Annotated in this window: 24 protein-coding genes; 8 read left to right on the forward strand and 16 right to left on the reverse strand. The window is 57.6% G+C overall.

Annotated elements, in window-relative coordinates; translation table 11 throughout:
- Positions 1-172: 172 nt before the first annotated feature.
- The gene (locus CFT65_RS04435) at positions 173-607 is read right to left on the reverse strand and encodes an OsmC family protein (protein WP_088826795.1); all 435 of its coding nucleotides are present in this window, start codon (positions 605-607) and stop codon (positions 173-175) included.
- 265 nt (positions 608-872) lie between these two features.
- Between CFT65_RS04435 and crp the strand changes: the two genes are divergently transcribed.
- On the forward strand, positions 873-1,514 hold the full coding sequence (crp, locus tag CFT65_RS04440) for a cAMP-activated global transcriptional regulator CRP (protein ID WP_007153756.1): 642 nt from the start codon (positions 873-875) through the stop codon (positions 1,512-1,514).
- Positions 1,515-1,597: 83 nt separating this feature from the next.
- On the opposite strand, the gene modC is transcribed toward crp, so the two are convergent.
- The 6 genes from modC to CFT65_RS04470 all read right to left on the reverse strand — a co-directional run bounded on the left by modC (position 1,598) and on the right by CFT65_RS04470 (position 6,659).
- Complete coding sequence (modC, locus tag CFT65_RS04445; RefSeq protein ID WP_088826796.1) at positions 1,598-2,680, reverse strand: molybdenum ABC transporter ATP-binding protein; 1,083 nt, start codon at positions 2,678-2,680, stop codon at positions 1,598-1,600.
- Positions 2,677-3,357 (reverse strand): molybdate ABC transporter permease subunit, encoded by a 681-nt coding sequence (gene modB / locus CFT65_RS04450; RefSeq protein ID WP_088826797.1) that lies wholly within the window; start codon positions 3,355-3,357, stop codon positions 2,677-2,679. Before modB ends, modC begins: the two co-directional genes overlap by 4 nt.
- Complete coding sequence (modA, locus tag CFT65_RS04455) at positions 3,357-4,106, reverse strand: molybdate ABC transporter substrate-binding protein (protein WP_172408469.1); 750 nt, start codon at positions 4,104-4,106, stop codon at positions 3,357-3,359. The genes modB and modA overlap by 1 nt, the downstream gene beginning before the upstream one ends.
- A 41-nt stretch (positions 4,107-4,147) precedes the next feature.
- A complete protein-coding gene (locus tag CFT65_RS04460; protein ID WP_088826799.1) occupies positions 4,148-4,858 on the reverse strand; it encodes a serine aminopeptidase domain-containing protein in 711 nt (236 codons plus the stop codon).
- Positions 4,818-5,804: a sterol desaturase family protein gene (locus CFT65_RS04465; RefSeq protein ID WP_088826800.1), complete on the reverse strand. Its 987-nt coding sequence runs from the start codon at positions 5,802-5,804 to the stop codon at positions 4,818-4,820. The genes CFT65_RS04460 and CFT65_RS04465 overlap by 41 nt, the downstream gene beginning before the upstream one ends.
- Before the next feature lie 108 nt (positions 5,805-5,912).
- Positions 5,913-6,659 carry a glutathione S-transferase family protein gene (locus CFT65_RS04470; RefSeq protein ID WP_088826801.1) on the reverse strand — a complete coding sequence of 249 codons (747 nt, stop codon included), beginning with the start codon at positions 6,657-6,659 and terminating at the stop codon, positions 5,913-5,915.
- Positions 6,660-6,797: 138 nt separating this feature from the next.
- Between CFT65_RS04470 and CFT65_RS04475 the strand changes: the two genes are divergently transcribed.
- The gene (locus CFT65_RS04475; protein WP_228705781.1) at positions 6,798-7,772 is read left to right on the forward strand and encodes an META domain-containing protein; all 975 of its coding nucleotides are present in this window, start codon (positions 6,798-6,800) and stop codon (positions 7,770-7,772) included.
- On the opposite strand, the gene CFT65_RS04480 is transcribed toward CFT65_RS04475, so the two are convergent.
- From CFT65_RS04480 to CFT65_RS04495, 4 genes are all read right to left on the reverse strand, one after another.
- On the reverse strand, positions 7,748-8,590 hold the full coding sequence (locus CFT65_RS04480; protein ID WP_088826803.1) for a substrate-binding periplasmic protein: 843 nt from the start codon (positions 8,588-8,590) through the stop codon (positions 7,748-7,750). The two genes, CFT65_RS04475 and CFT65_RS04480, sit on opposite strands and share 25 nt — an antisense overlap.
- 82 nt (positions 8,591-8,672) lie before the next feature.
- Positions 8,673-9,731, reverse strand: coding sequence for a quaternary amine ABC transporter ATP-binding protein (locus tag CFT65_RS04485; RefSeq protein ID WP_088826804.1), 1,059 nt, complete (start codon positions 9,729-9,731; stop codon positions 8,673-8,675).
- 11 nt (positions 9,732-9,742) lie between these two features.
- Complete coding sequence (locus tag CFT65_RS04490; protein WP_088826805.1) at positions 9,743-10,777, reverse strand: ABC transporter permease; 1,035 nt, start codon at positions 10,775-10,777, stop codon at positions 9,743-9,745.
- A gap of 97 nt (positions 10,778-10,874) precedes the next feature.
- Positions 10,875-11,840, reverse strand: a complete 966-nt coding sequence (locus CFT65_RS04495) for an ABC transporter substrate-binding protein (protein WP_088826806.1) — start codon at positions 11,838-11,840, stop codon at positions 10,875-10,877.
- A gap of 300 nt (positions 11,841-12,140) precedes the next feature.
- Between CFT65_RS04495 and CFT65_RS04500 the strand changes: the two genes are divergently transcribed.
- The 4 genes from CFT65_RS04500 (at position 12,141) to CFT65_RS04515 (ending at position 15,393) form a co-directional block, all read left to right on the forward strand.
- Positions 12,141-13,241 carry a M14 family zinc carboxypeptidase gene (locus tag CFT65_RS04500; RefSeq protein WP_088826807.1) on the forward strand — a complete coding sequence of 367 codons (1,101 nt, stop codon included), beginning with the start codon at positions 12,141-12,143 and terminating at the stop codon, positions 13,239-13,241.
- A gap of 41 nt (positions 13,242-13,282) precedes the next feature.
- Positions 13,283-14,017, forward strand: coding sequence for an alpha/beta fold hydrolase (locus tag CFT65_RS04505; RefSeq protein WP_088826808.1), 735 nt, complete (start codon positions 13,283-13,285; stop codon positions 14,015-14,017).
- A 91-nt stretch (positions 14,018-14,108) separates the two neighbouring features.
- Positions 14,109-14,726 carry a glutathione S-transferase family protein gene (locus tag CFT65_RS04510; RefSeq protein ID WP_088826809.1) on the forward strand — a complete coding sequence of 206 codons (618 nt, stop codon included), beginning with the start codon at positions 14,109-14,111 and terminating at the stop codon, positions 14,724-14,726.
- A gap of 49 nt (positions 14,727-14,775) precedes the next feature.
- Complete coding sequence (locus CFT65_RS04515; RefSeq protein WP_088826810.1) at positions 14,776-15,393, forward strand: DUF4202 domain-containing protein; 618 nt, start codon at positions 14,776-14,778, stop codon at positions 15,391-15,393.
- 59 nt (positions 15,394-15,452) lie between these two features.
- Here the strand turns inward: CFT65_RS04515 and trpC are convergent, their stop codons facing one another.
- From trpC to CFT65_RS19500, 4 genes are all read right to left on the reverse strand, one after another.
- Entirely contained in the window at positions 15,453-16,274 is an 822-nt protein-coding gene (gene trpC, locus CFT65_RS04520; protein ID WP_088826811.1) for an indole-3-glycerol phosphate synthase TrpC, read from the reverse strand.
- 150 nt (positions 16,275-16,424) lie between these two features.
- A complete protein-coding gene (trpD, locus tag CFT65_RS04525; protein WP_088826812.1) occupies positions 16,425-17,453 on the reverse strand; it encodes an anthranilate phosphoribosyltransferase in 1,029 nt (342 codons plus the stop codon).
- 11 nt (positions 17,454-17,464) lie between these two features.
- The gene (locus CFT65_RS04530; RefSeq protein ID WP_088826813.1) at positions 17,465-18,046 is read right to left on the reverse strand and encodes an aminodeoxychorismate/anthranilate synthase component II; all 582 of its coding nucleotides are present in this window, start codon (positions 18,044-18,046) and stop codon (positions 17,465-17,467) included.
- A 69-nt stretch (positions 18,047-18,115) separates the two neighbouring features.
- Entirely contained in the window at positions 18,116-18,265 is a 150-nt protein-coding gene (locus tag CFT65_RS19500) for an AlpA family phage regulatory protein (protein WP_141103800.1), read from the reverse strand.
- Positions 18,266-18,453: 188 nt separating this feature from the next.
- Between CFT65_RS19500 and CFT65_RS04535 the strand changes: the two genes are divergently transcribed.
- Positions 18,454-19,620, forward strand: coding sequence for an AI-2E family transporter (locus CFT65_RS04535; RefSeq protein WP_088828153.1), 1,167 nt, complete (start codon positions 18,454-18,456; stop codon positions 19,618-19,620).
- Positions 19,621-19,680: 60 nt separating this feature from the next.
- Positions 19,681-20,472, forward strand: a complete 792-nt coding sequence (locus tag CFT65_RS04540; RefSeq protein ID WP_088826814.1) for a DUF1206 domain-containing protein — start codon at positions 19,681-19,683, stop codon at positions 20,470-20,472.
- A 28-nt stretch (positions 20,473-20,500) separates the two neighbouring features.
- Here CFT65_RS04540 and CFT65_RS04545 read toward each other — a convergent pair whose 3' ends face one another.
- On the reverse strand, positions 20,501-21,604 hold the full coding sequence (locus tag CFT65_RS04545) for an endonuclease/exonuclease/phosphatase family protein (protein WP_088826815.1): 1,104 nt from the start codon (positions 21,602-21,604) through the stop codon (positions 20,501-20,503).
- Between the last annotated feature and the right edge of the window lie 66 nt (positions 21,605-21,670).

Here is a 21,670-nt window from a genome sequence, read left to right on the forward strand (position 1 = left end):
ACTGACCGGGTTGTTCACCTTTTGCGCAGACCGGCGGAGAGGGTGCGTATTATGCACACCGCAAGTGATGTTGAATAGTATTTGCAATGACATTTTAGCATCCGTGATTTCCGCTGTACCCGGGCCCGGGCATTAGGCTCATGCCAGGCCCTGCAGCGGTTTACCCGGCCTGCTAGTCGGCGACCTGGTCCGCCTCGTGAATTTCATAGCTGTGGCTGATTTCTACGCCGGCCTTCTCGAGCATGATAGAGGCCGAGCAATACTTTTCTGCTGACAGGCTCACGGCCCGCTTGACCAGGTTTTCCTTGAGGCCGTTTCCGGACACCACAAAATGCAGGTTGATGCTCGTAAACACCGCGGGAACCGCGTCGGCCCGCTCTGCCTCAAGCTCGGCGTGGCAGGCGGTCACGTCCTGGCGGCTTTTCTTCAGGATACTCATGACATCAAAGGCGGAGCAGCCTCCGAGTCCCATCAGCAGCATTTCCATGGGGCGCGGTCCCAGGTTCTCGCCACCGTGGTCCGTTGGGCCATCAAGCTGTACGCTGTGGCCACTGCCACTGGTGGCTTTGAAACTGGCATTGCCGGTCCAGTCAATGGTTGCTTTCATGGGACGCTTCTCCGTTGTAATTGCGCGGGACCAACTGTCTTTAAAGCCCCGATAAAGATCACCTGTGGCCGGATGCTAGCACAACCAGCCTCACCAGGCAGGCCGATCACGGATACATGTTGTATACTCTTTCCGGTTGCCCGTAACAGACCTTCTTGCTATAAGTTGCGCTGTTTTGCAATAAAAAAGAACGAACCCGCACGGAAAGCCGGGTGCATAACAAACATTGGGACCCGCCAGTATCTGAGGAGGCACGACTCGCATTATGGCCACTATCGTCAAGCCGGTTGAGCAGAAAACCAAGCATCTCGACTATTTCCTTTCGCAGTGCCACCGCCGCCGTTACCCAGCCAAGAGCACAATTATCTATGCCGGTGACAAGAGCGATTCCCTGTTCTACATCGTCAAGGGGTCGGTGACCGTCATTATCGAAGACGATGATGGTCGTGAGATGATCATGGCCTATCTGAACGCCGGCGACTTCTTCGGTGAAATGGGGCTGTTCGACAACATGGATTCCCGCAGCGCCTGGGTGAAGGCCAAGACCGAATGCGAAGTGGCGGAAATCAGTTACACCAAGTTCCGGGAGATTGCCCAGCAGGATCCAAGGGTTCTGTACTTCATTGGCGAGCAGATGGCCTCCCGGCTGCGCCAGACCACCCGCAAGGTCGGTGACCTGGCGTTCCTCGATGTCACCGGTCGTGTTGCCCGTACCCTTCTGGATCTCTGCAAGGAACCGGATGCCATGACCCACCCGGATGGCATGCAGATCAAGATCACCCGACAGGAAATCGGCCGTATTGTTGGCTGCTCCCGTGAGATGGTCGGCCGGGTACTGAAAACTCTGGAAGATCAGGGACTGGTCAGGGTCAAGGGCAAGACCATGGTGGTCTACGGCACCCGCTGAGTGTTACCGATCACCCTGTTTCTATAAGGCCGCCTTCAACAGCGGCCTTTTACGTTGCGCAGCCAGTTGCGGTACCCAGGGTGCTACGCTACTACATCAACGGATTTGATCTGCATCCAGACGTTCATGCCCGGCTCAAGACCGAGCTGGGCGACTGCACGGGAGGTCAGTCTGGACAGGAGTGGCGTCGGTCCGGCCAGAAGCCGCACCAGGCTGATGCCAGGCGCCACATCGGGATCAATCTGGTCGATGACGGCAGGCACCAGGTTCTGGATGCTCTGGTCGGAATTCTCGGTCAGGGCCAGGCTGACATCCCGGGCCAGTACTCTTACCCGAACCTGGTCTCCCGGGCTTACCCTATGGTCACATCGTAGCCAGAGCTGGCCGCCATCGAACTGGAACAGTGCCAGGTGCCAGTCGTCGTCAAGATCGATAATCCAGCCTTCCAGCAAGGCACCGGCGTCGTCCTGGATGCGGAAAGGGTTATCGATGCCGGCCAGTGTTTCCCGCAGTGGCCCCTGTGCGACCACACGACCCGCCTCCAGCATCACAATATGATCCGCCAAACGGGTAACTTCTTCGGTTGAATGGGATACGTAGATGATCGGAATTGCCAGTGTATCGTGCAGACGTTCGAGATAGGGAAGGATTTCCTGCTTGCTTTTGAGGTCGAGAGCGGACAGCGGCTCATCCATCAGTAACAGCCGTGGACTTGTCAGCAGGGCCCGTGCAATTGCCACCCGCTGGCGTTCACCGCCAGAGAGGCCTACAGGCATGCGGTTCAGGTGTGACTCCAGGCCAAGCCAACGCACGGCATCGTCGAATCCGATTTGTCGGTCGCCGGCCGGAATGCGCCGGTACCCGAATTCCAGATTCTTGCGCACGTTCAGGTGAGGGAACAGGTGGGTCTCCTGGAACACATAGGCCAGAGGCCGCTTGTGGACTGGTCGAATGGACGTCTCGGTTTGCCAGGGTTCACCAAGAACGGTCATGGTTCCGGGAGCACTTTGCAGGCCAGCCATGCACCTCAGCAACGTGGTTTTGCCGCAGCCCGAATGCCCGAACAGGCCAGTGATGCCGGTGCCCGGTAAGGTCAGGTCTACGTCGAGGCTAAAACCGGGAAATGTGCATTGGAAGCGGGCACGAATGGTGTTGGAGGCGGTCATCTGATCGCTCCAGAGCGGGCTTTGCCGTTAAGCGCGTAGAGAGTCACCAGAACCACGAAGGAGAATACCACCATCCCGGCAGACAGCCAGTGGGCCTCGGTGTACTCCAGCGATTCCACATGGTCATAGATGGCTACAGACAGCACCTTGGTTTCACCCGGGATGTTGCCGCCGATCATCAGGATCACGCCGAACTCGCCAATGGTATGGGCAAAAGTCAGGACGGCGGCTGTCAGGAAGCCATTCCGGGCCAGGGGTACAGCGACGAACAAAAATCGGTCCCAGGGCGCTGCGCGCAGCGTTGAAGCGACTTCCATGAAGCCTTCACCGACTGCTTCGAATGCGTTTTGCAGTGGCTGCACGGTGAAGGGAAGGGAATAGAGTATTGAGGCTACCACCAGGCCCTCGAAGGTAAATGGCAGCAGCCCGATACCCAGCGACTGGGTTATCTGACCCACCCAGCCCTCCGGCCCCATGACCAGCAGCAGATAAAAACCCAGCACGGTGGGCGGCAGAACAAGAGGCAGTGCCACGACGGCCGCGATTGGCTGTCGAAGCCAGTGGCGGGTTCGGGCCAGCCACCAGGCAATGGGTGTGCCGATAAGCAGGAGAAGCAGGGTTGTCATCGTGGCCAGCTTGAGCGTCAGCCAGACCGGGTCCCAGTAGGTTTCAAGCATCAGTTGGCCGTGTCGTACCCGTAGCTCTGGATAATGTTGATTGCGGTCTCCGACTTCAGGAAATTTATCCAGGCCATGGCCGCCGCTTTGTCTGCACCGTGTCTCAGCAGGATAGCCTGTTGGTCAATGGGCTGGTAATAGGCCTGGGGTGCGTTCCACAATGTGCCTACGTCTTTTTTCCAAGCCTGGACCTGGGACAGCGCCACAAAACCGGCCTGGGCGTTGCGACTGACAACAAACTGAAAGGTCTGGGCGATGGAGTCCCCGCGGACCAGTTTCGGCTGCAGGACCTCCCATTGATTCAGGTGCTGCAGGACCTGTTGCGCGGCAAGGCCATAGGGAGCGGTCTTCGGGTTGGCAATGGCCAGCCTCGAAAACGGTTGTTGGGCAAGATAGCTTTCGGCATCTTCAAAGGCCCCGGCCGCAGGGCTCCATAGTGCCAGTTTGCCGCGAGCGTAGGTGAAGCGGGTGCCAGGAACGCCTGCCTGTTCTTCCTCGATCAGTGCTGGTCTTCGAACATCTGCCGCCATGAAGACGTCGAAGGGGGCGCCGTTTTTGATTTGAGCGTACAGCTTGCCTGTGGAGCCATAGCTGGCGGAGACCGTATGACCGGTTTCAGCTTCAAACTGTTTGGCCAATTCCCGGGTGGTGTCAGTAAAATTGGCGGCGACTCCGAGACTGACTTCGCCCGCCACAGCTCCGGTGATTGCGGAGCCAGAAAGCAGCAGTAGTAACAGGGTACGGAACATCCTGCGGCCTCGAGGATAACCCATGCAACGTCCTTATCAGTTCATTCATTGATGGCAAAACTCTTTGGTGACATCACCGGGTGCGCTGGCCCCAGCCGTGACTCAGAGGTCAGGCACAGAGACCGAAGGTAATCCCAGACCTCCTCCCGGTTGGCCTCGTTGAGCATCTCATGACGTCCGCCTTCAAACAATCGCAGGGTAACGTTTTCTGCGCCTGCTTCGCGGATTGCCTGGAAATGCCGACGCACGCCGCGTCCTATTTCGCCGACCGCATCTGCGGTTCCGGAAAACAGGTGCACAGGCAGATCTTTTCGGTAGGCAGCCGGCGAAAGCCGTAGCATACCACCAATAAAATCCCACCATAGGCCAACCGTGCACTCGAAACCGCACAGCGGATCGGCAATATAACGGTCCACCTGCGCCAGATCCCGGCTCAGCCAGTAGGCGCCCGTGCGGTTCGGGCGAAACATTCGATTGAACTTTTCAAAGGTCATTCTGGCCACCAGGTGGCTGCGGTGTCGTTTGCCGCGAACCAGACGGATCAGGCCGATCAGGGATCTGGATGCGAGGAGCTGGCCCCGGTCAATGCGGTTGGTGGCGCTGAGGATCAGGGCGTCCACGTTGTCGCCATGTTCGGCCATGCCATGACTGATAATCAGAGTGGCGGTCGGCGCCGCCGGGATAAAGACCCTCCCGGTTATTTCATGGCCATCACCAGCGTTCAGCGTCAGAGGATGTTCGTTCTGTGTCACGGCCCGCTTCCTTGTTGTTTTTTGCTGTGGCCGGGCGTTGCCACTCCGGCGGTTTCCATAGATGGGTAAGGCGAGACAATAATCCGCCGGGCTGTGCCATGTCGCGGAACAGGTCCACGTATTCGTGGGTCCAGAGCACAATCAGGTTGTTGGAACGGACAGGCCGGGTGATGCCGTATTCGGGAGGATCCTGGGTATCTTCGTCGACAAACGTGCCGAACAGGCGATCCCACACTATCAGCGTGCCGCCGTAATTACGGTCGATGTAGCCGGGATTGCGGCCATGATGAACCCTGTGATGGCTGGGCGTGTTGAAAACAAGTTCAATCCAGCGGGGCAGTTTTCCAACCAGTGTGGTGTGAATAAAGAACTGGTAAACCAGCGACAGGGCGTAGGCCACGCCGATCCAGACAGGATTGAGCCCGAGCAGTGCCAGGGGCAGATAGAAAACCCACATGCCGTTGAAAATGTTGGTGGCATTCTGGCGCATGGCGGTGGAGAAGTTCATCCGCTCTGAGGAGTGATGCACTACATGGGCCGCCCAGAACCAGCGCACCCTATGGCTGGCCCGATGCATCCAGTAGAAACAGAAGTCCACGCCGAGAAAAGCCAGCATTATGGTGAACCCGTTCAGCTCCAGATCAAGCAGCCGGTAGTGATAGCACAGAGCGTATACAGGGAAGGCAATGAGGCCGGCGAAGAGCAACTCAGTTACCTGGTAGCCGGCGCCAAGGGCAAAGTTCCTGACCGCTTCACGGGTGTCCATCAGCCGTGGATCGTGGCGAATTTTCAGGTATTCCCACAGGGTAACGGCCACAAAAACCGGCGTTGCTACCACGAAGATCAACTGACGCTCATCCAGCGCCAGCCATGGGGCAGCCATCGCCCAGAGAGAAAGCAGGCCGCTTTCTTCCAGTACGCTCAGCATCATGTCGGTCAAAGCCATGGGTTTTCTGCCGGTTTCCTCATCAAGTCCGTTTATTCTGGCACGTAACCCGGAAACCGGAATGCCGGTTCACGCCAGATTGGCTAACGGATTCCGACAATCCGGTACTCAGCCTGGCCGACGGTTGTCTTCGTACACTTTTTCCAGAGTCCGGATCTGTGGCTGCCACTGGTCCAGCCAATGTTTGATGTCTTTGGGAATTCGCGCAGTTTTCGGCCATGGCACCGGATACTGTGCTGGCTGGAACATGGGTGCAAACAGGGCGGCTGCCGTCAGGTCTGCGCGCGAAAACTGGTCGCCAGCCAGGAAAGGCCTTTCGGCGTAGATGGCAGCCAGCTCGGTGAGCAACTCTTCCATGACCTGGCGGGACTTTTCAGAGGTTTTTTCGTTGATCTTCATCCACTGACGCATGACTTCATCAACCCGGCTGAAAGCAAGGCTGAGCAGTATCCGGTTATAGAAGGGTGTGCCGGCGGCCAGCATGGGCACCACAATTTTGGGGCGCTGCAGGAAGTGGTGGTAGGAATAGCAACGAATGGCGGGGCCTGCTTCCTCGTCAAGCCGGTGCTCCCAGGCCAGCGCCTGCTCGCGGATTTCCGGGTCCGCTGGTGTCAGGGAGTGCTCTGGAAAGGTCTGATCCAGGTAATCGAGGATGGCTGCTGAGCCCTGAACCACGCTGCCATCATGCTCCAGTACCGGAACTGAGGAGGCCTGGCCAGTCAGTTTTCGGATGGTTTTTACATGCTGTCCGGGCAGCAGGTTTACCGTTTCATAGTTGAGTCCCTTGTAGTCCAGGGCCCAACGGATTTTCTCGCAGTAGTGGGAAATGGCAAATTGGTAAAGTTTCAGCGCCATGGGGTGCTCTCCTCGGTTCAGCGTTCTAGCATACTGCCGGTGAGGCGGTATAAGAAGCCCCATCAAATACCCATGGTGGCCCTGGCGGGTGTTGGGTTCTAAACTGTAGGCGGAAAAACGCCTACAAGGGAACTGACCATGCACCCAGGACGAGTTTTATTGTTGTCCGTCGTCGCTGCGGCGGGCCTGACCGCCTCCGCCTGTACTTCATTACCCGAAAGCAGCCAGCCGGTTTCCGCGAGCTATGCTTGCGGGCAGCTTGATATCGCTGTATCCGGCACACAGGACGGTGATCTGATCAGCATTGATTATCTGGATCGCCGGATTCTGCTCAAGCCGGAAGTAAGCGCCTCCGGCGCGTTGTACGTAGCCCCCGGCGACGATCAGACGCGGTTCTGGAGCAAGGGTGAAAAAGCGACCCTGACCGTGAATGGGCAAACATACCCGGAGTGTTTGCAGCCGGGCGATCTGGAAATGCCTTTTGAGGCGCGGGGCAATGAGCCGTTCTGGCACGCGACGATTGAGGGCGGTGAGCTGTTGCTGACACGCCCTTTCGAGGAGCAGGGCACCCGTCGTGTCCCGGTTGAACTGAAAGCAGCCAACCGGCACGGACGGACATTTGTGGCAACGCTGGATGATCTGCCCATTACCCTGACGGTGGCCCGCCAGCTCTGCGAAGACAGCATGTCCGGGGCCCAATATCCGGCACAGGTGCGACTGGAGGTCGGCAGAGATGAATACCGGGGGTGTGGCGGTGATCGCCAACGTCTGTTCCGGGGCGCAATCTGGGTTGTTGAGGATCTCGCGGGCGCAGGCATCATTGATCGGTCACGGATCACCATCGAGTTTCTTGAGGGCAACCGGATCGCGGGCAGGGCGTCTTGCAACCGATACACAGGCGCCTATGAACTCAGGGGTGAAGGGATGGCCATCGGCCCACTGGCATCAACACGGATGGCGTGTGCGCCCGCGCTGATGAATCAGGAAGAGCGGTTTCTGAATCTGCTGGATCAGGTGAATTCAGTGCGGATCGGGCAGCAGGGCCAACTGCTGCTGTCGACACCGGGCGGTGAGTCGATCCGGGCGTTTCAGTCTGACCACGACAGTCCGTAGCGCGTCAGGATCTCTGCCACCCGCCCACTGCTTTGCAGGGCTCTCGCTCCCTCCGACAGGAGTGCTGCGAGCTGGGCGGAATCACGGCCGACCGGTGAAAATGCAACGTAGATCGGTGACTCATGGATCACAGCGGCCATTCTCAGGCTTTCCGTGTTGTCCTCCTGCTCCAGTTGCCACTGCATCACGTATCGGTCTTCCGGGAATACGTCAGAGCGCTGCTGGTGCAGGAGTTCGATCGCCCGGCTTAGTGGTGCCGGCCCGGACAGCACCCAGACCCGCTCCGGATCGTCCTGGTACTTCTCGATATAGCTGTCCAATTCCGGTGAGTAAGCGTAGCCGTTGATCGCCAGCAGGGTGAGCTGGCTGAGTGAATCGATGCCAGCGTACTGCCAGTTGTTGTCAGGGTGGGTGTAAAGCGCAATCGTCGAGTAGCCAGTAGCGGCGTCCGGGAACACGAAGTCCGGCGCATCTCCGGGGAGGGCCCCGACAACCGCATCAATATAGCCGTCCCGGGCCTGCTGCAGGGCCCTTGCCCAGCTCATGTTGACGTACTCGACATCGATTCCGGCGAGGCCGAACGCCTCCCTGGCGATATCGATCATATAGCCTTCGTACTCGGAGCCGGCCTCACAATTGTGGGGACACCAGGGATCAGCGGCAATGACAACGCTCTGTCGCGGCTCGATGGGAGACGGCGCAGCGGGAGCGGTCTTCGTTGCCTTCGCTGCGGTTTCAGGAACCAGCGGTAGCGGATCCTCTGGCTGCGAGCAGGCGGCAAGAAAAAGCGCGATGGAAAGAACCAGGGTTTTTGCCATGGTGATAAAACCGGGATGCCGATACCGTCGGCTCTCCCTTAAGAATAGACCCTGGTCACGGTTTTGTAATGGCTAAAAGAGCCTAGGCTGCGGTTTTTTTCCTGTCAGCCGACGCGGCGGTCGGCACCAGCGCCCGGGCGAGGTCTTTCATGTGCAGAGTGCCCACATGCTGATCGTCCCGCACTACCCGGAAATTCAGGGACATATCCCCGTCAGATTTCAGCAGTACCGTTTCAAGGTTGTCCTTTTCCGAGATGTCGCCGGCGAAAGACGTGTCACCCTCATCCGGCGGACTCATGACCGATCGTACCCTGAGCACCCGTGCCCGATTGATATCGCTGATGAAGTCAACGATATAGGGATCGCCGGGGTTGAGCAGTATCTCCTGAGGGTCGCCTTGCTGGACCACTTCGCCGTCTTTCAGGATGACCAGGTGGTCCGCCAGCTTCAGGGCCTCATCGAGGTCGTGGGTGATGAACACGATGGTCTTTTGGAGTTCCTCCTGCAGCTCCAGCAGGAGGTCCTGCATATCCGAGCGGATCAGCGGATCCAGTGCCGAGAAGGCTTCGTCCATCAGCATGATCGGGGCATCGGACACCAGCGCCCGGGCGATGCCCACGCGCTGCTGCATCCCACCGGATAGCTGGTGCGGATACTGGTATTCGTTGCCCTCAAGTCCAACCCGTGCGAGCCATTTCCGGGCATCGGCCTCAAAGTCCGAGGTTGTGTAGCCCCGAATATCCTTCGCCATGCCGGCATTCTCGAGCACGGTCTTGTGGGGCAGCAGGGCAAACTTCTGGAATACCATCGACATCCGCTCGCGGCGAAGCTTTCGAAGCTGCTCTTCGCTGTAGCTCATGATGTCCTCGCCGTCGACTCGGATTTCACCGGCGGTGGGGTCGATCAGCCGGTTCAGATGCCGGATCAGGGTGGATTTCCCGGACCCGGAGAGGCCCATGATCACCGTGATCTCGCCGTCGTGTACATCTACGTTGATATCCCGCAGACCGAGTACGTGTCTCTGCTGTTCCAGCAGATCGGCTTTGCACATGCCCTTGCGAACATGCTCCAGGGCAACATCCGGGGTCGGGCCGAAGATCTTGTAAAGGTTTCGGATCGAAATCTTGATGTTTTTCGCCATGGTGGCTTTCCTCACTGCTTCTGAGACACGTTGATGCGCGCCAGGGACGCCTTGGTAACCCGGTCAAGAATAACCGCCAGGATCACGATGCCAAGGCCCGAGACCAGGCCAACGCCCAGTTCCAGATTGCGGATACCCCGGAGGACCAGAACGCCAAGCCCGGGTGCGGACACCAGGGATGCGATCACGACCATGGCAAGACTCATCATGATGGTCTGGTTGACTCCGGCCATGATGTTGGGCAGCGCCAATGGAATCTGCACCTTGTAGAGTTTCTGCCGGGGTGTCATGCCGAAGGCGTCTGCAGCCTCAATCACGTCCTTGTCCACCAGTCGGATACCCAGGTTGGTCAGCCGGATCACAGGAACAATGGCGTAGAGGATAATGGCGATACCGTAAAGTTTTGATTCAGTAACACTGAACAGGAAGATCAGCGGGATCAGGTATACAAAGGGTGGCAGTGTCTGCAGCATGTCCAGCACCGGTATGATCATCCGTTGCAGGGAATTGCTACGGGCCATGGCGATGCCTATGGGTACACCCAGTAACACGCACAGGAAGGCGCACACAAAGATGATCGCCAGTGTCTGCATGGCGTAATCATAATGGTCGATGAAGGCCAGAAGTACGATACTGCCGCCTACGAAAAGCATGAGTTTCCAGGATTTGGTGACCACGTAAACAACCGCCAATAACAGGGGGATCACGATCCACCAGGGCGTATTCAGCATGCCGTAGAGTGCCCCGTCCAGGAACCAGCTCAGTGGCTGTGTTAACGGGTCGAGAATCAGGCTCAGACTATCTTTAATTGCCAGAAATCCCTGCTCCAACCCCTTGGTGAGCTCTCGGGACTGGGGGAAAGCGGCGCAGGATTCGTTCAGTGCGTCCATGGACGGGAACGGGAGCTCCCATATCGAGGCCGGTTCGGCGCTCTCTCCCTTGTTTTTGTTAAGCAAATCGGCCATCGACATAGGGCCGCTGCTTTTGCCTTCCGAGCACCACTGCTCAAGGCCCAGTGATGAAAAAAGCGAGTCGTAGGTTGCCATGGGCGTTCAGTCTCTCCTGCGCGCGTCTGAAATCAGAACGGTTTTCGGAAAACGGCCCGGGACACCGATAGAGCGGGTCCCGGGCGGGGCAGGTCGATCAGTTAAGAACGTTGGCCAACCGCTCTCTCGCAGAGTCGTTGAGCCAGGTTGACCACTCGTCGCTGTTTTTGGTGAGGTAGTAAACTGCAGCTTCCTCGCCCGAAGCGTTGTTGGAGTCCATCCAGGCCAGAATGCCGCTCATGGTGTCGGTCTTGAAGGTCAGCTTGCTGAGCATCTCAGCCACTTCTGGCTCGCGCTCTTTAAAGTCGGTGGTTATCGACGTCAGGATCGTCGCCGGGGGGAAGTCGGAAACACCCGGGTTATCGATATCCTGTGTCTGGTTCTTCTGGTGCACGTCCGGCTTGATCTCGCCAAGGTCAACCCGGGTCATGTCGTATTTGCCGAGGGGAACGGTGGGGCCCCAGTAGTAACCGAACCAGGGCTCTTCGTTCTGGACAGCAGACGCCATGGAAGATGCCAACGTTTCACCAGAACCATGGTTGAAGACGTCGATGCCGGAATCTTCCATCTCCAGGGCGCGAATCAGGTTGTCACTGACAACACGGCAGCCCCAGCCGTCCGGGCAGTTGTTGAAGGTCCCGCCAACCAGCTCGGGGTTGGCCATCACGCCCTCAATGGTTTTCAGTTCCGGGTGTTCTTCCGCGAGGTAAGTGGGAATCCACCAGCCTTCAACGCCGCCCGGGTCAAGTACTTTGCCGAGGCGTTCCACCTTGCCCTGTTCTTCCAGGCGCAGATAGGCTTCGCCCGCGGAGTTGAGCCACAGCTCGGTAACAATGTCGGGCTCACCGTTCTCGGCAACCGACGTTACCGCCGGGACGGTATCGGAAGGAACAATGGTGACGTCACAGCCGTAACCCTGCTCCATGATGAAGGTGGCCACGTTGGTGACGACCGTGTTGGACGCCCAGTTCATTTCCGTAATGGATACCTCGCCGCAATTGGCCTGAGCCGCGACGGGTACGGATAGCGCGCAAAGCAGTGCAGCAGACTTAAGCTTTCGCATAGTCACTTCTCCTTTTTCAGGGTTTGTGATTTTTGGTGGGTGTTGCCGGTGTTAGTGTCGATACAAAGGGGCCGCGATCCGAAAGGATCGGGAGAACAGCCATTTTATGGTCGCTGTTGTGATCGAACAAATCAGAAAATCTCGGTTAATACTTAATTACAAGGATAACGAACCTCAGCTCAGTTACAAGGGCGTATTCAAAATGCGTCTTTAAAAGAGACACATTATGCCCCGGGAGAACTGTCAAGAAGTTGTAGTAATCAATGGGTACACTCCGCGAATCTGATACCGGAGTATGCCATGACAGAGCTGCGCGACCTGACGCCCCACGCGTCGATTACCCAGGAGCAGGCCAGCAGGGATGGCCGCCAGCGTCGGCTGTTGCGTACTTTCCTCCCGGAGATGGTTGCCCTTGAGCGACTGCTGGCCGAGGCGCCGGAAGTGGCGACCACCCGGGTGGTTGAGCGAGTGGTCATGAAGGATTTGTCGCTGCCCATCTACAAGGTCGATATTGGCTCATCTCGGCCGGATGTGCCGGTAGTACTGCTTGTCGGTGGTGTGCACGGGCTTGAGCGCATTGGCAGCCAGGTTGTGATGGCCTGGCTGAAGTCGCTGCTTGCCAGAGTGACCTGGGACAAGCATCTGGCGGGATTGCTGCAGAAAGTGCGCATTACCCTGTTGCCCATTCTCAACCCGGGCGGCATGTACCTGAACCAGCGCAGTAATCCCAATGGTGTGGATCTGATGCGAAATGCGCCGATCACCGCCCAGGATCGTAGCGCATTCCTGCTTGGAGGGCAGCGGATCTCGCCCCGCTTACCCTGGTACACCGGAGATCCAGAACAAGGTATGGAACCGGAAAACCAGGCGCTGGAAGCGGTGATTCAGGAGCTGCTTCCGGGACGCCCTTTCAGCGTGTCGCTCGACTGCCATTCCGGGTTTGGCATGCAGGATCAGATCTGGTTTCCCTACGCCTACCGGCGAAGACCCATGCGCCGGATCGCTTCGGTCATGGCGCTGAAGCTGACCTGGGAACAGGCTTACCCCAATCACGACTACCGCTTCGAACCCCAGTCTCGACATTACCTGACCCACGGTGATTTGTGGGACTACTTTTATAAGCAGGTCAATCGCGAAAATGCTGGTGTCTTTCTGCCTCTCACCCTGGAAATGGGTTCCTGGCGATGGATCCGCAAGCGCCCACGTCAGCTGCTGAGACTGGACGGCTTTTTCAATCCCCTGGCGCCCCATCGCCACAAGCGGGTTTTGCGAAGCCATCTGACCTTGATGGACTTTCTGGTTAACGCCGCTGCCAGCCACGAAAACTGGTTGCCGGTTCGGGAAGAGGCGTCCATGCTGAGGGAAGCCGCGATCATGCACTGGTATCGCGATTCGCACTAGCGATTCAGTGGGTCTGGGCATTCATCAAACGGAACACTTGTATGCACTGGATTCTGTTGCGGGGGCTGGCGCGGGAACACGCGCACTGGGGAAGCTTTCCGGACCGCCTGCGGGAAGTATTTCCGGGTCACCAGTTCCACATGGTCGATCTGCCCGGCACGGGCGTGCGCTATCGAGAGGACAGCCCGGGAACGGTGGCGGCGATTCGGGAGGTCGTCTCCCGGCACGTCAGCCATATTCCCGGTCCTTTCAGTATCCTGGCAATCTCGATGGGTGGCATGGTGGCACTGGACTGGGCCCAACATGCCGCCGAGGGCCAAATCCAGAATCTTGTCCTGATCAACACCAGTTTCGGCTTCAGCCCTCCGTGGCAGCGCATGCGGCCAGGAGCCTGGCCCAGGGTGCTGAGACTATTGGGTCGCCGGGAACTGTTCGATCGCGAGCGGGACATTCTCCGGCTCACCTCCAATCGTGAGGTTCCCCTGTCACTGGCAAAACGGTGGTATAGCATACAACGACAACGGCCCGTCAGTACCCGGAATGCGGTCAGCCAGTTGGCGGCAGCGGCCCGCTACAAGCCCGGCAAAAAGCGCCCGATGTCAGATGCCCTGATACTGGCGAGCAGGGGTGATCGTATCGTTCACTGGCGCTGCAGTGTCGCGCTGGAAGAGCGCTGGCAATGGACCATGAAATTGCACCCGGATGCAGGACATGATCTCCCTCTGGACGACCCAGAGTGGATTATCCAGCAGCTTTGCAACTGGTTGTCCCGGTAGCGCCGGTTGCTTGACGCAACTGTTCTTTCCGGTCAGTCTTCTCGTTTTACACCGCCAAAGCCGTTGTTGACAGGAAACGGAGCTGATAACAATGAAAATCTTCGAAACCAAAACCGCCCCCAACCCCCGCCGTGTGCGGATGTTCATGGCCGAGAAAGGCCTGCTGGACAAGGCCGAGTTCATCGAAATCGACCTGCAGAAGGGCGAAAACCTGACCCCGGAATTTGTCGCCCGTAATCCGATGAAGAAAGTGCCGGTGATGGAGCTGGATGATGGCACCTCCATCGCCGAGACCATGGCAATCTGCCGCTATTTCGAAGAGAGCTACCCGGATACGCCGAGCCTGCTGGGCGATACCCCGTTGGAAAAGGCCCAGCTTGAACAGTGGCTGCGCTGGATCGAGCTGTTCTTCTTTATGCCCACCGGCATGTGTTTCCAGCACACCACCGGCTATTTCAAGGACCGGATGAACCCCATCAAGGAATGGGGCGAAGAGTGTGGCAAGAGCGTGGAGAAATTCATGCATTTTCTCGACAAGCAACTCGACGGCAAAGAATACATCTGTTGCGACCGGTTCACCGCCGCTGATATCAACGCCTTCACGACAGTGGCGTTTGCCCGGGTAGTGGGTATTCGGATCAAGCCGGAGCAGTCCAATTTGCAGGCCTGGTACGACCGCATCAAGGCTCGCCCCTCTGCCCAAGCATAAGACCCTGGCCTGAGGTCCGGGCTACCCCAACACTGAAAGAGAGGTCTTAATGACCACAACGGATTCAAGCCTCCAATGTGCGCTGGCTGCTATCGACACGGCGAATCGGGCCGACCCACATCAGGAGCAATTTGGCGACCAACTCTTGCCAAAGGAGTATGCCTACAGCCTGCACATGACCCGCTGGCTGTTCGAGCTTGAATCCGACCCTTCTGAACGCGTGCAGATTGCCTGCCGGGCCCAGCACATTGAGCGCTGGACCATGCCTCGAAAAGACTACCCGGAGGGCCGGAAAGCCTATTACCAGTGGCGACAGGCTTGTGGCCGAATGCACGGCAGGCGGGCCGCCGAGATCATGGCTGATTGTGGTTATCCGCAGGTGGAGTGCGAGAGGGTGGAGACCATCCTGACCAAGCGGGAGCTGAGGCAGGATGCTGACACTCAGCTTCTGGAAGACGTGGCCTGCATGGTCTTCCTTGAACGATATTTCGCGGATTTCTACGAGGAAAAAGTCGACTACGACCGTGACAAGTGGCTACGCATCGTCCGCCGAACCTGGGGCAAGATGTCGCCCCGTGGGCACGAGGCGGCACTCAGGCTGGCGGAGGGCATGCCGGTTCATCTCCTTGAGCTTCTGCAAGAAGCTTTGGCTGAGCCTGGGGAATGACTCCTGCTGCATGCCTTGGTGCAGAAGCCATTGGGGCACCGCCTTTCCAAGCTTGTCAGTTAGCCTTCCGAAAAGAACAGTTCTTGGAGTTTCAGGCCGGGTTCTTCCGCCCGCATAAACGATTCGCCCACCAAGAAACCGTAGATCCCACGGTTAGTCATGGCCTCGACGTCACTGCGGGTCATGATGCCACTTTCTGTAATAGTCAGCCGGTCCTGTGAGATCCGCTCGTGCAGATCGAATGTGGTGTCCAGCGACACATCGAAGGTGTGCAGATTGCGGTTGTTGATGCCGACCAGAGGCGTCGTCAGCGTCAGTGCATCGTCGAGTTCCTCGCCATCATGCACCTCTACCAACACATCCAGTCCGATCTCATGGGCAATGCCTTCCAGCTCCTGCATCTGGTCTTTGGTCAGGCAGGCGGCGATCAGCAGAATACAGTCGGAACCGATGGCCCGGCTTTCGTAGACCTGATAGGGAGCGACCATGAAGTCCTTGCGGATCACCGGCAGACTACAGGCATTGCGGGCGGCGACCAGATAGTCCTCGTGGCCCTGGAAGAAGTCGCGGTCGGTGAGTACCGACAGACAAGCGGCGCCGCCGTTCTCGTAGCTCTCGGCAATCACTGCCGGCTCGAAGGGTTCCCGTAGAATGCCCTTGCTTGGTGAAGCTTTTTTGATTTCTGCGATAACAGCGGGAGCCCGGTGTTCAATTCGGCTGCGCAGAGCGTTGGCAAAGCCTCTGGCTGCAGGTTGATCCCCAGCCATGGCTTTCAGGTCAGCAACCGAAACCTTACGCTTGCGCTCTTCGATCTCTTCCCACTTCCGATCAACTATTTTCCGAAGAATAGTGGGTGTCTTATCCAAATGTCTGTCAGTCATTACAGGCCTGCAAATAGTTAGCGATGGCCGGTGGGGCAGGGCTTTCCAAAACTGGCTGCAGCCAAGCCCTACAGGGACGTATTTATGGGCGTGTTTTGGAAAGCCCTGCCCCACCGGGTCGTCCTGCCGAAATCCGGCAGGCTTATCCGATCAAAAGCACTGAGAAAAATCAGCCAGCTCAGACATCTTGCCGGCGGCGAGACCAGAGCCAATAGCGTCCAGGGCCATATCCACGCCCTCTTTGGCGTTGCTTGCCAGTCCAGCAACGTAGATCGCAGCGCCGGCATTGAGGGCAATCAAGTCACGCGCCTTCTCGGCCATCTCGTCGTGGCTCCGGCCGAAGGCCGCCCGGATCAGCTTCAGGGATTCCTCCGAGGAGTCCACTGTCAGGTCGACCAGGGTCTGACTCTTGATCCCGAGATCCTCGGGTGTGAGATCGTACTCACTGATCTTGCCGTCCTTCAGCTCGGCCACGTGGGTGGCGCTGGCCAGGCTGATTTCATCCAGCCCGTCTTTGGAGTGCACCACCATGATGTGTTCCGCGCCCAATCGTTGCAGCACCTCCGCCATCGGACGGCAAAGTTCCTTAGTGAACACACCGATCAGTTGGCGTTTTACGCCCGCCGGATTGGTCATAGGGCCGAGGATGTTAAAGATGGTGCGGCAGCCCAGTTCCTTGCGGGGGCCGATGGCGTGTTTCATGGCGCCATGATGGGCCGGAGCGAACATGAAGCCAACGCCAATTTCTTCGACGCAACGGGCTACTTCTTCCGGTTTCATGCTCAGGTTGATACCCAGCTTTTCCAGCAGGTCGGCACTGCCGCTTTTGGAGGAAACGCCGCGGTTGCCATGCTTGGCCACGAAACCGCCTGCGGCTGCAACCACAAATGAAGCGGCTGAGGATACGTTGAACAGGTTGGCGCCGTCACCGCCGGTGCCAACGATATCGATCAGCGGTTCGGCGTTAACGGACACGCCGGTGGCCAGTTCACGCATGACTTCAGTGGCACCGATGATTTCATCAATGGTTTCGCTCTTCAGACGCAACCCCATGAGAAACGCGCCGATCTGGGCGTCCGTGGCCTCGCCGTTCATGACGATGCGCATCACGTCCTTCATTTCTTCCCGGGACAGGTCCAGGTTGGAGGCAATGCGGTTGAGAGCTTCTTTCATGTCCATGTGTCGGCCTCTTATTGGCTTCTCAGAAAGTTGCGCAGCAGTTCATGGCCCTGTTCCGTCATAATAGACTCCGGATGGAACTGCACGCCCTCAATGGGCAGCGTTTTGTGGCGAACCCCCATAATCTCCTCGATTGAGCCGTCGTCATTGCGGGTCCAGGCGGTCACTTCCAGGCAGTCGGGCAGGGTCGTCTTGTCGATCACCAGACTGTGATAACGGGTCGCCTGCAGCGGGTTGCTCAGGCCGCGGAATACGCCGGTGTCCTTGTGGAATACCGGAGACACCTTGCCGTGCATGACCCGACCGGCGCGGATAACGTCACCGCCGTAAACCTGACCGATGGCCTGGTGGCCCAGGCAGATCCCGAGGATCGGCAACTTGCCGGCAAAGTGCCGGATGGCCTCCATGGAGATGCCGGCTTCGTTCGGTGTGCAGGGGCCGGGGGAAATCACCAGTCGTTCCGGGTTCAGGGCCTCAATCTTTTCGATGGTGATTTCGTCGTTCCGATAAACCTTTACGTCCGCGCCCAGTTCCGCCAGATACTGCACTACGTTGTAGGTGAAGGAATCGTAGTTATCGATCATTAGCAGCATATCAGTGCCAACCTTTTGAAATTGAATTGATCGTTTCCGCTGATGCTGCCTGAATACCCGATTGTTTCATTACTTGATAGCTTCCAGAACAGATGTCCGCACAAGCAGACCCAACTTCATAGGGACAGGAAAAACGCCGGAATTGATTTTGTCATAAATTGCCGAGCGGCGTAATGCGACCTCGGCTATCCCTTGGGTAAATCCTGAAAAAACGGTCATCAGCCGGAATGTTGTTCGGAGGTCACTGACAGCTTTATCTGTATATAGAGGAGGTGGCGTTGTCCCCGCGCTCTACAAGTTTGTTGCCTGCCTGCCTGCCTGCAAAAAAAGCTACACTCACCAGTAACAAAACAAACTATATTCACCAGTAACAAAACATGCTCAGAGCATGTGAGGCCGCAGCCGCCATGGAAGAGCGTAAAAAAACTGAAGCTGGAAGGGTACTCCCGTTAAACGATTATCACTCGACGGCCGCGCTGATCGAGGCGATCAGCATCCGAAGTATGTCGTTGGTGGTGTTAGCCGTTATCGCAACTCTTTATTTCATCAACTGGGCTCAAGCAGTTTTGCTGCCACTGGTTGTTTCCCTGCTCGTCAGCTATACGCTCGACCCTATCGTATCGGCTCTCCAACGCTTCAAAGTGCCCCGGCCCCTCGGAGCCGCGGTCGTGCTATTCGCATTATTGGGCATTTCGGCAGCATCGAGCGTTCCATTAAAGCAAGAGGCTATGGAAATGCTTGATAAAATCCCCCGAGCAATGGACAAGCTCCAATACAAACAAGCCCATTCTGTCGAGGAAGGTGAGGGCATCGTGGAAAAGGCCCAAACGGCCGCGAAGGAGATCGAAGAGACAACCGACCAGGACAAGGGGGAACCAGGGCCGTCGACTCGTGGCGTGAGGCAAGTTCAGGTCATAGACAAGCCCATGGACGTGCAGGAGTATATCATCGAGGGCTCACCAACGTTGCTGGTTTTGATCTCACAGTTGTTCTCCGTACTCCTGTTAACCTACTTTTTGCTTTCTGCTGGATCGCTCTATCGGCGCAAGCTGGTAACGCTTTCAGGGCCTTCATTCCGGCGCATGCGCAAAGCGGCCAAGCTCATGAAGGAGTTCCACCGCCAGGTGCGACGATTCCTTTTCGTCATGGTGGTCGGGGCGGTTTTTGTTGGCGTGGCCACATGGATGGCTTTCTGGGCGCTTGGGGTAGAGCAGGCCTTATTCTGGGGAGTGGTCGCCGGGGTAGCGAGCGCAGTTCCCTATCTGGGGCCATTTCTGGTTCTAATAGGGACCGGTGTCGCCGCCTTTCTGCAGTTCGGCGACGTCGGGATGGCGTTATTCGTAGCCTTGGTGTCACTCTTGATCACCAGCATCCAGGGCAACCTGCTAACCCCGTTGCTCACCAGTTATGTATCAAGCCTTAATCCTGTCGCGATCTTTATCGGCCTCTTATTGTGGGGCTGGCTGTGGGGCCCGATCGGGTTAATTGTTGCAACACCGATACTGATGATTACCAAAACGCTCTGTGATCACATCGTTAACTTGCGGCCTGTGGGTGAGTTGTTGGGCAAGTGAACCGCAGCGCTGACATTCAGTGATCCGACGCAGGGTGGCTAAAAACCAGGGAGGTTGTCCATGTTCGATACTGAATCCGCGATCACCGTTATGGCCCGCCTGGGTTATGCAGCCCGCGGTGTTGTTTATCTTCTGATCGGTGGTCTGGCCGCGGTGGCGGCCTTTGGCGAAGGGGGCCAGACCACCGGAAGCCGGGGTGCTCTGGAGCGAGTCTTAACCGCACCTATGGGTGATTTCCTGCTGATTGTGCTAGCGGTAGGGCTGATCGGATATGCAATGTGGCGGACCATCCAGGCCGTCCAGGATACCGATCATCACGGTACAGATGTGAAAGGTGCTGCAATTCGGGTTGGCTTGATGGTCAGTGCGGTAACCCACACGCTGCTTGCACTCTTCGCTGTCAGGTTGATATTCACCATTGGCGGCTCATCCGGTGGGGGTTCGGAGGGCCTTGCTGACTGGTTAATGCGGCAACCTTTCGGCCGCTGGGCAGTGGCGGCGGTTGGCGTGGCGGTTATCGGGGCCGGTATCGCCCATGGCGTCAAAGGCGTAAAAGCAAAGTTTGCCAAGCACTTTGCGATGCCCCGGAAAACTCAACAGTGGGCCTACCCGATCTGCCGCTTTGGTTTGATAACCCGAGGTATTGCTTTTCTGATTGTCGGCGTGCTCTTTATACTGGCTGCCTACCAAATAAATCCCGAGCAGGCGGGCGGAATCGGGGAGGTGTACAGCACATTTCGGCGTCAGCCTTTCGGAACCTGGCTGATGGGCCTGGTGGCTCTGGGCCTGCTTGCATTCGGTGTCTATAGTCTGCTCGAAGCCCGATATCGCCGCGTGGACCCGGCGTCCTGACCAGGATGCCAGTGCCTCTGGGTTTGGTCTACTCGCCTGGCTCAGGCACATCCTTTTTGCTGGCACCCTGTTCCTGCGCCAGGCTCCGTGCGTATTCCTGATCACCGGCTTCGGCAGGCAAGGGTTCCTGGTCGCGTCCCCGTTCTGGCGCCAGCATAATGCGGGTCATCAAAGGAAAGTGGTCGGAACCAATCGATGGCAGGCGCGCCATGAAATCGAGTGTGAAATGCTCGCTGTGGAACAGGTGGTCCAGCGGCCAGCGCAGCCACCAATGGTCTGCGTGAAAGGTCGCATACAGGCCGCGGCCTACGCGGGGGTCCAGCAACCCGCTTACTTTTCGAAACAGGCGTGTGGTCGGCGACCAGGCGACATCGTTCAGATCTCCGGTCACGACGATGGGTTCCTCGCTGTCGGCCACGTTTCGGCCGACCATAACGAGCTCCGCGTCCCGCTCCTTGGACTCAGAGTTTTCAGTCGGGCTGGGTGGCGCCGGATGCAGGAAGTGGATCCGGACCTGATCACCTGTTCGCAGCTCAACCAGTGCGTGCATGGATGGCACGTTTTCCTCGATCAGATACCGACACGTCGATTCATGCAAAGGCAGTCGCGAGTACACATGCATGCCATAAAGATTTTCCAGCGGGCATTTGATGGTGAATGGCATCTCGCTCTCCAGCACTCCCAGCTGCTCTTCCCACCATCGATTCGATTCCAGCGTCACAAGCACATCCGGGGCATGCTTTTGCACAAGCTGAATAAGGGACTGTGCATCCCGATTGGAGGTCAGCACGTTCGAGGTCAGAATAGTGAGGGCATAATCGGGATCAGGCTTCCGTGACGTTTTTACCTGCCGGGGCCAGAGGACGGTGTAGGGGGCAATCCACCAGAGTTGGCCGACCAGGGCGGCGATCGTCGCTGCGACCATAAGCCAGCTGGCGACACTCTCCATGTTTAGCAGGGTCAGCTGAAGCACTAACAGGACAAATGCGACGAAGGCAATTTGCAGACGAGGGAAATCCAGTCCTCGAACCGCCCAGTGAGGGTGGCGCAACAAAGGCAAAAGAGTCGCGAACGCTAACACGAACGTCAGCGCGCCAAGCACCCAAAATATGACACCTTCCGTGGTCAGCATAGTGCCTAAAGCCTCTCTTATCTGTTCCGTGAGAAAGCTGAATCATTTGATCAGATTGGTTGTTTG

This window comes from Marinobacter sp. es.048, from assembly GCF_900188435.1.
In the GTDB taxonomy this organism is placed as follows: Bacteria; Pseudomonadota; Gammaproteobacteria; order Pseudomonadales; family Oleiphilaceae; genus Marinobacter.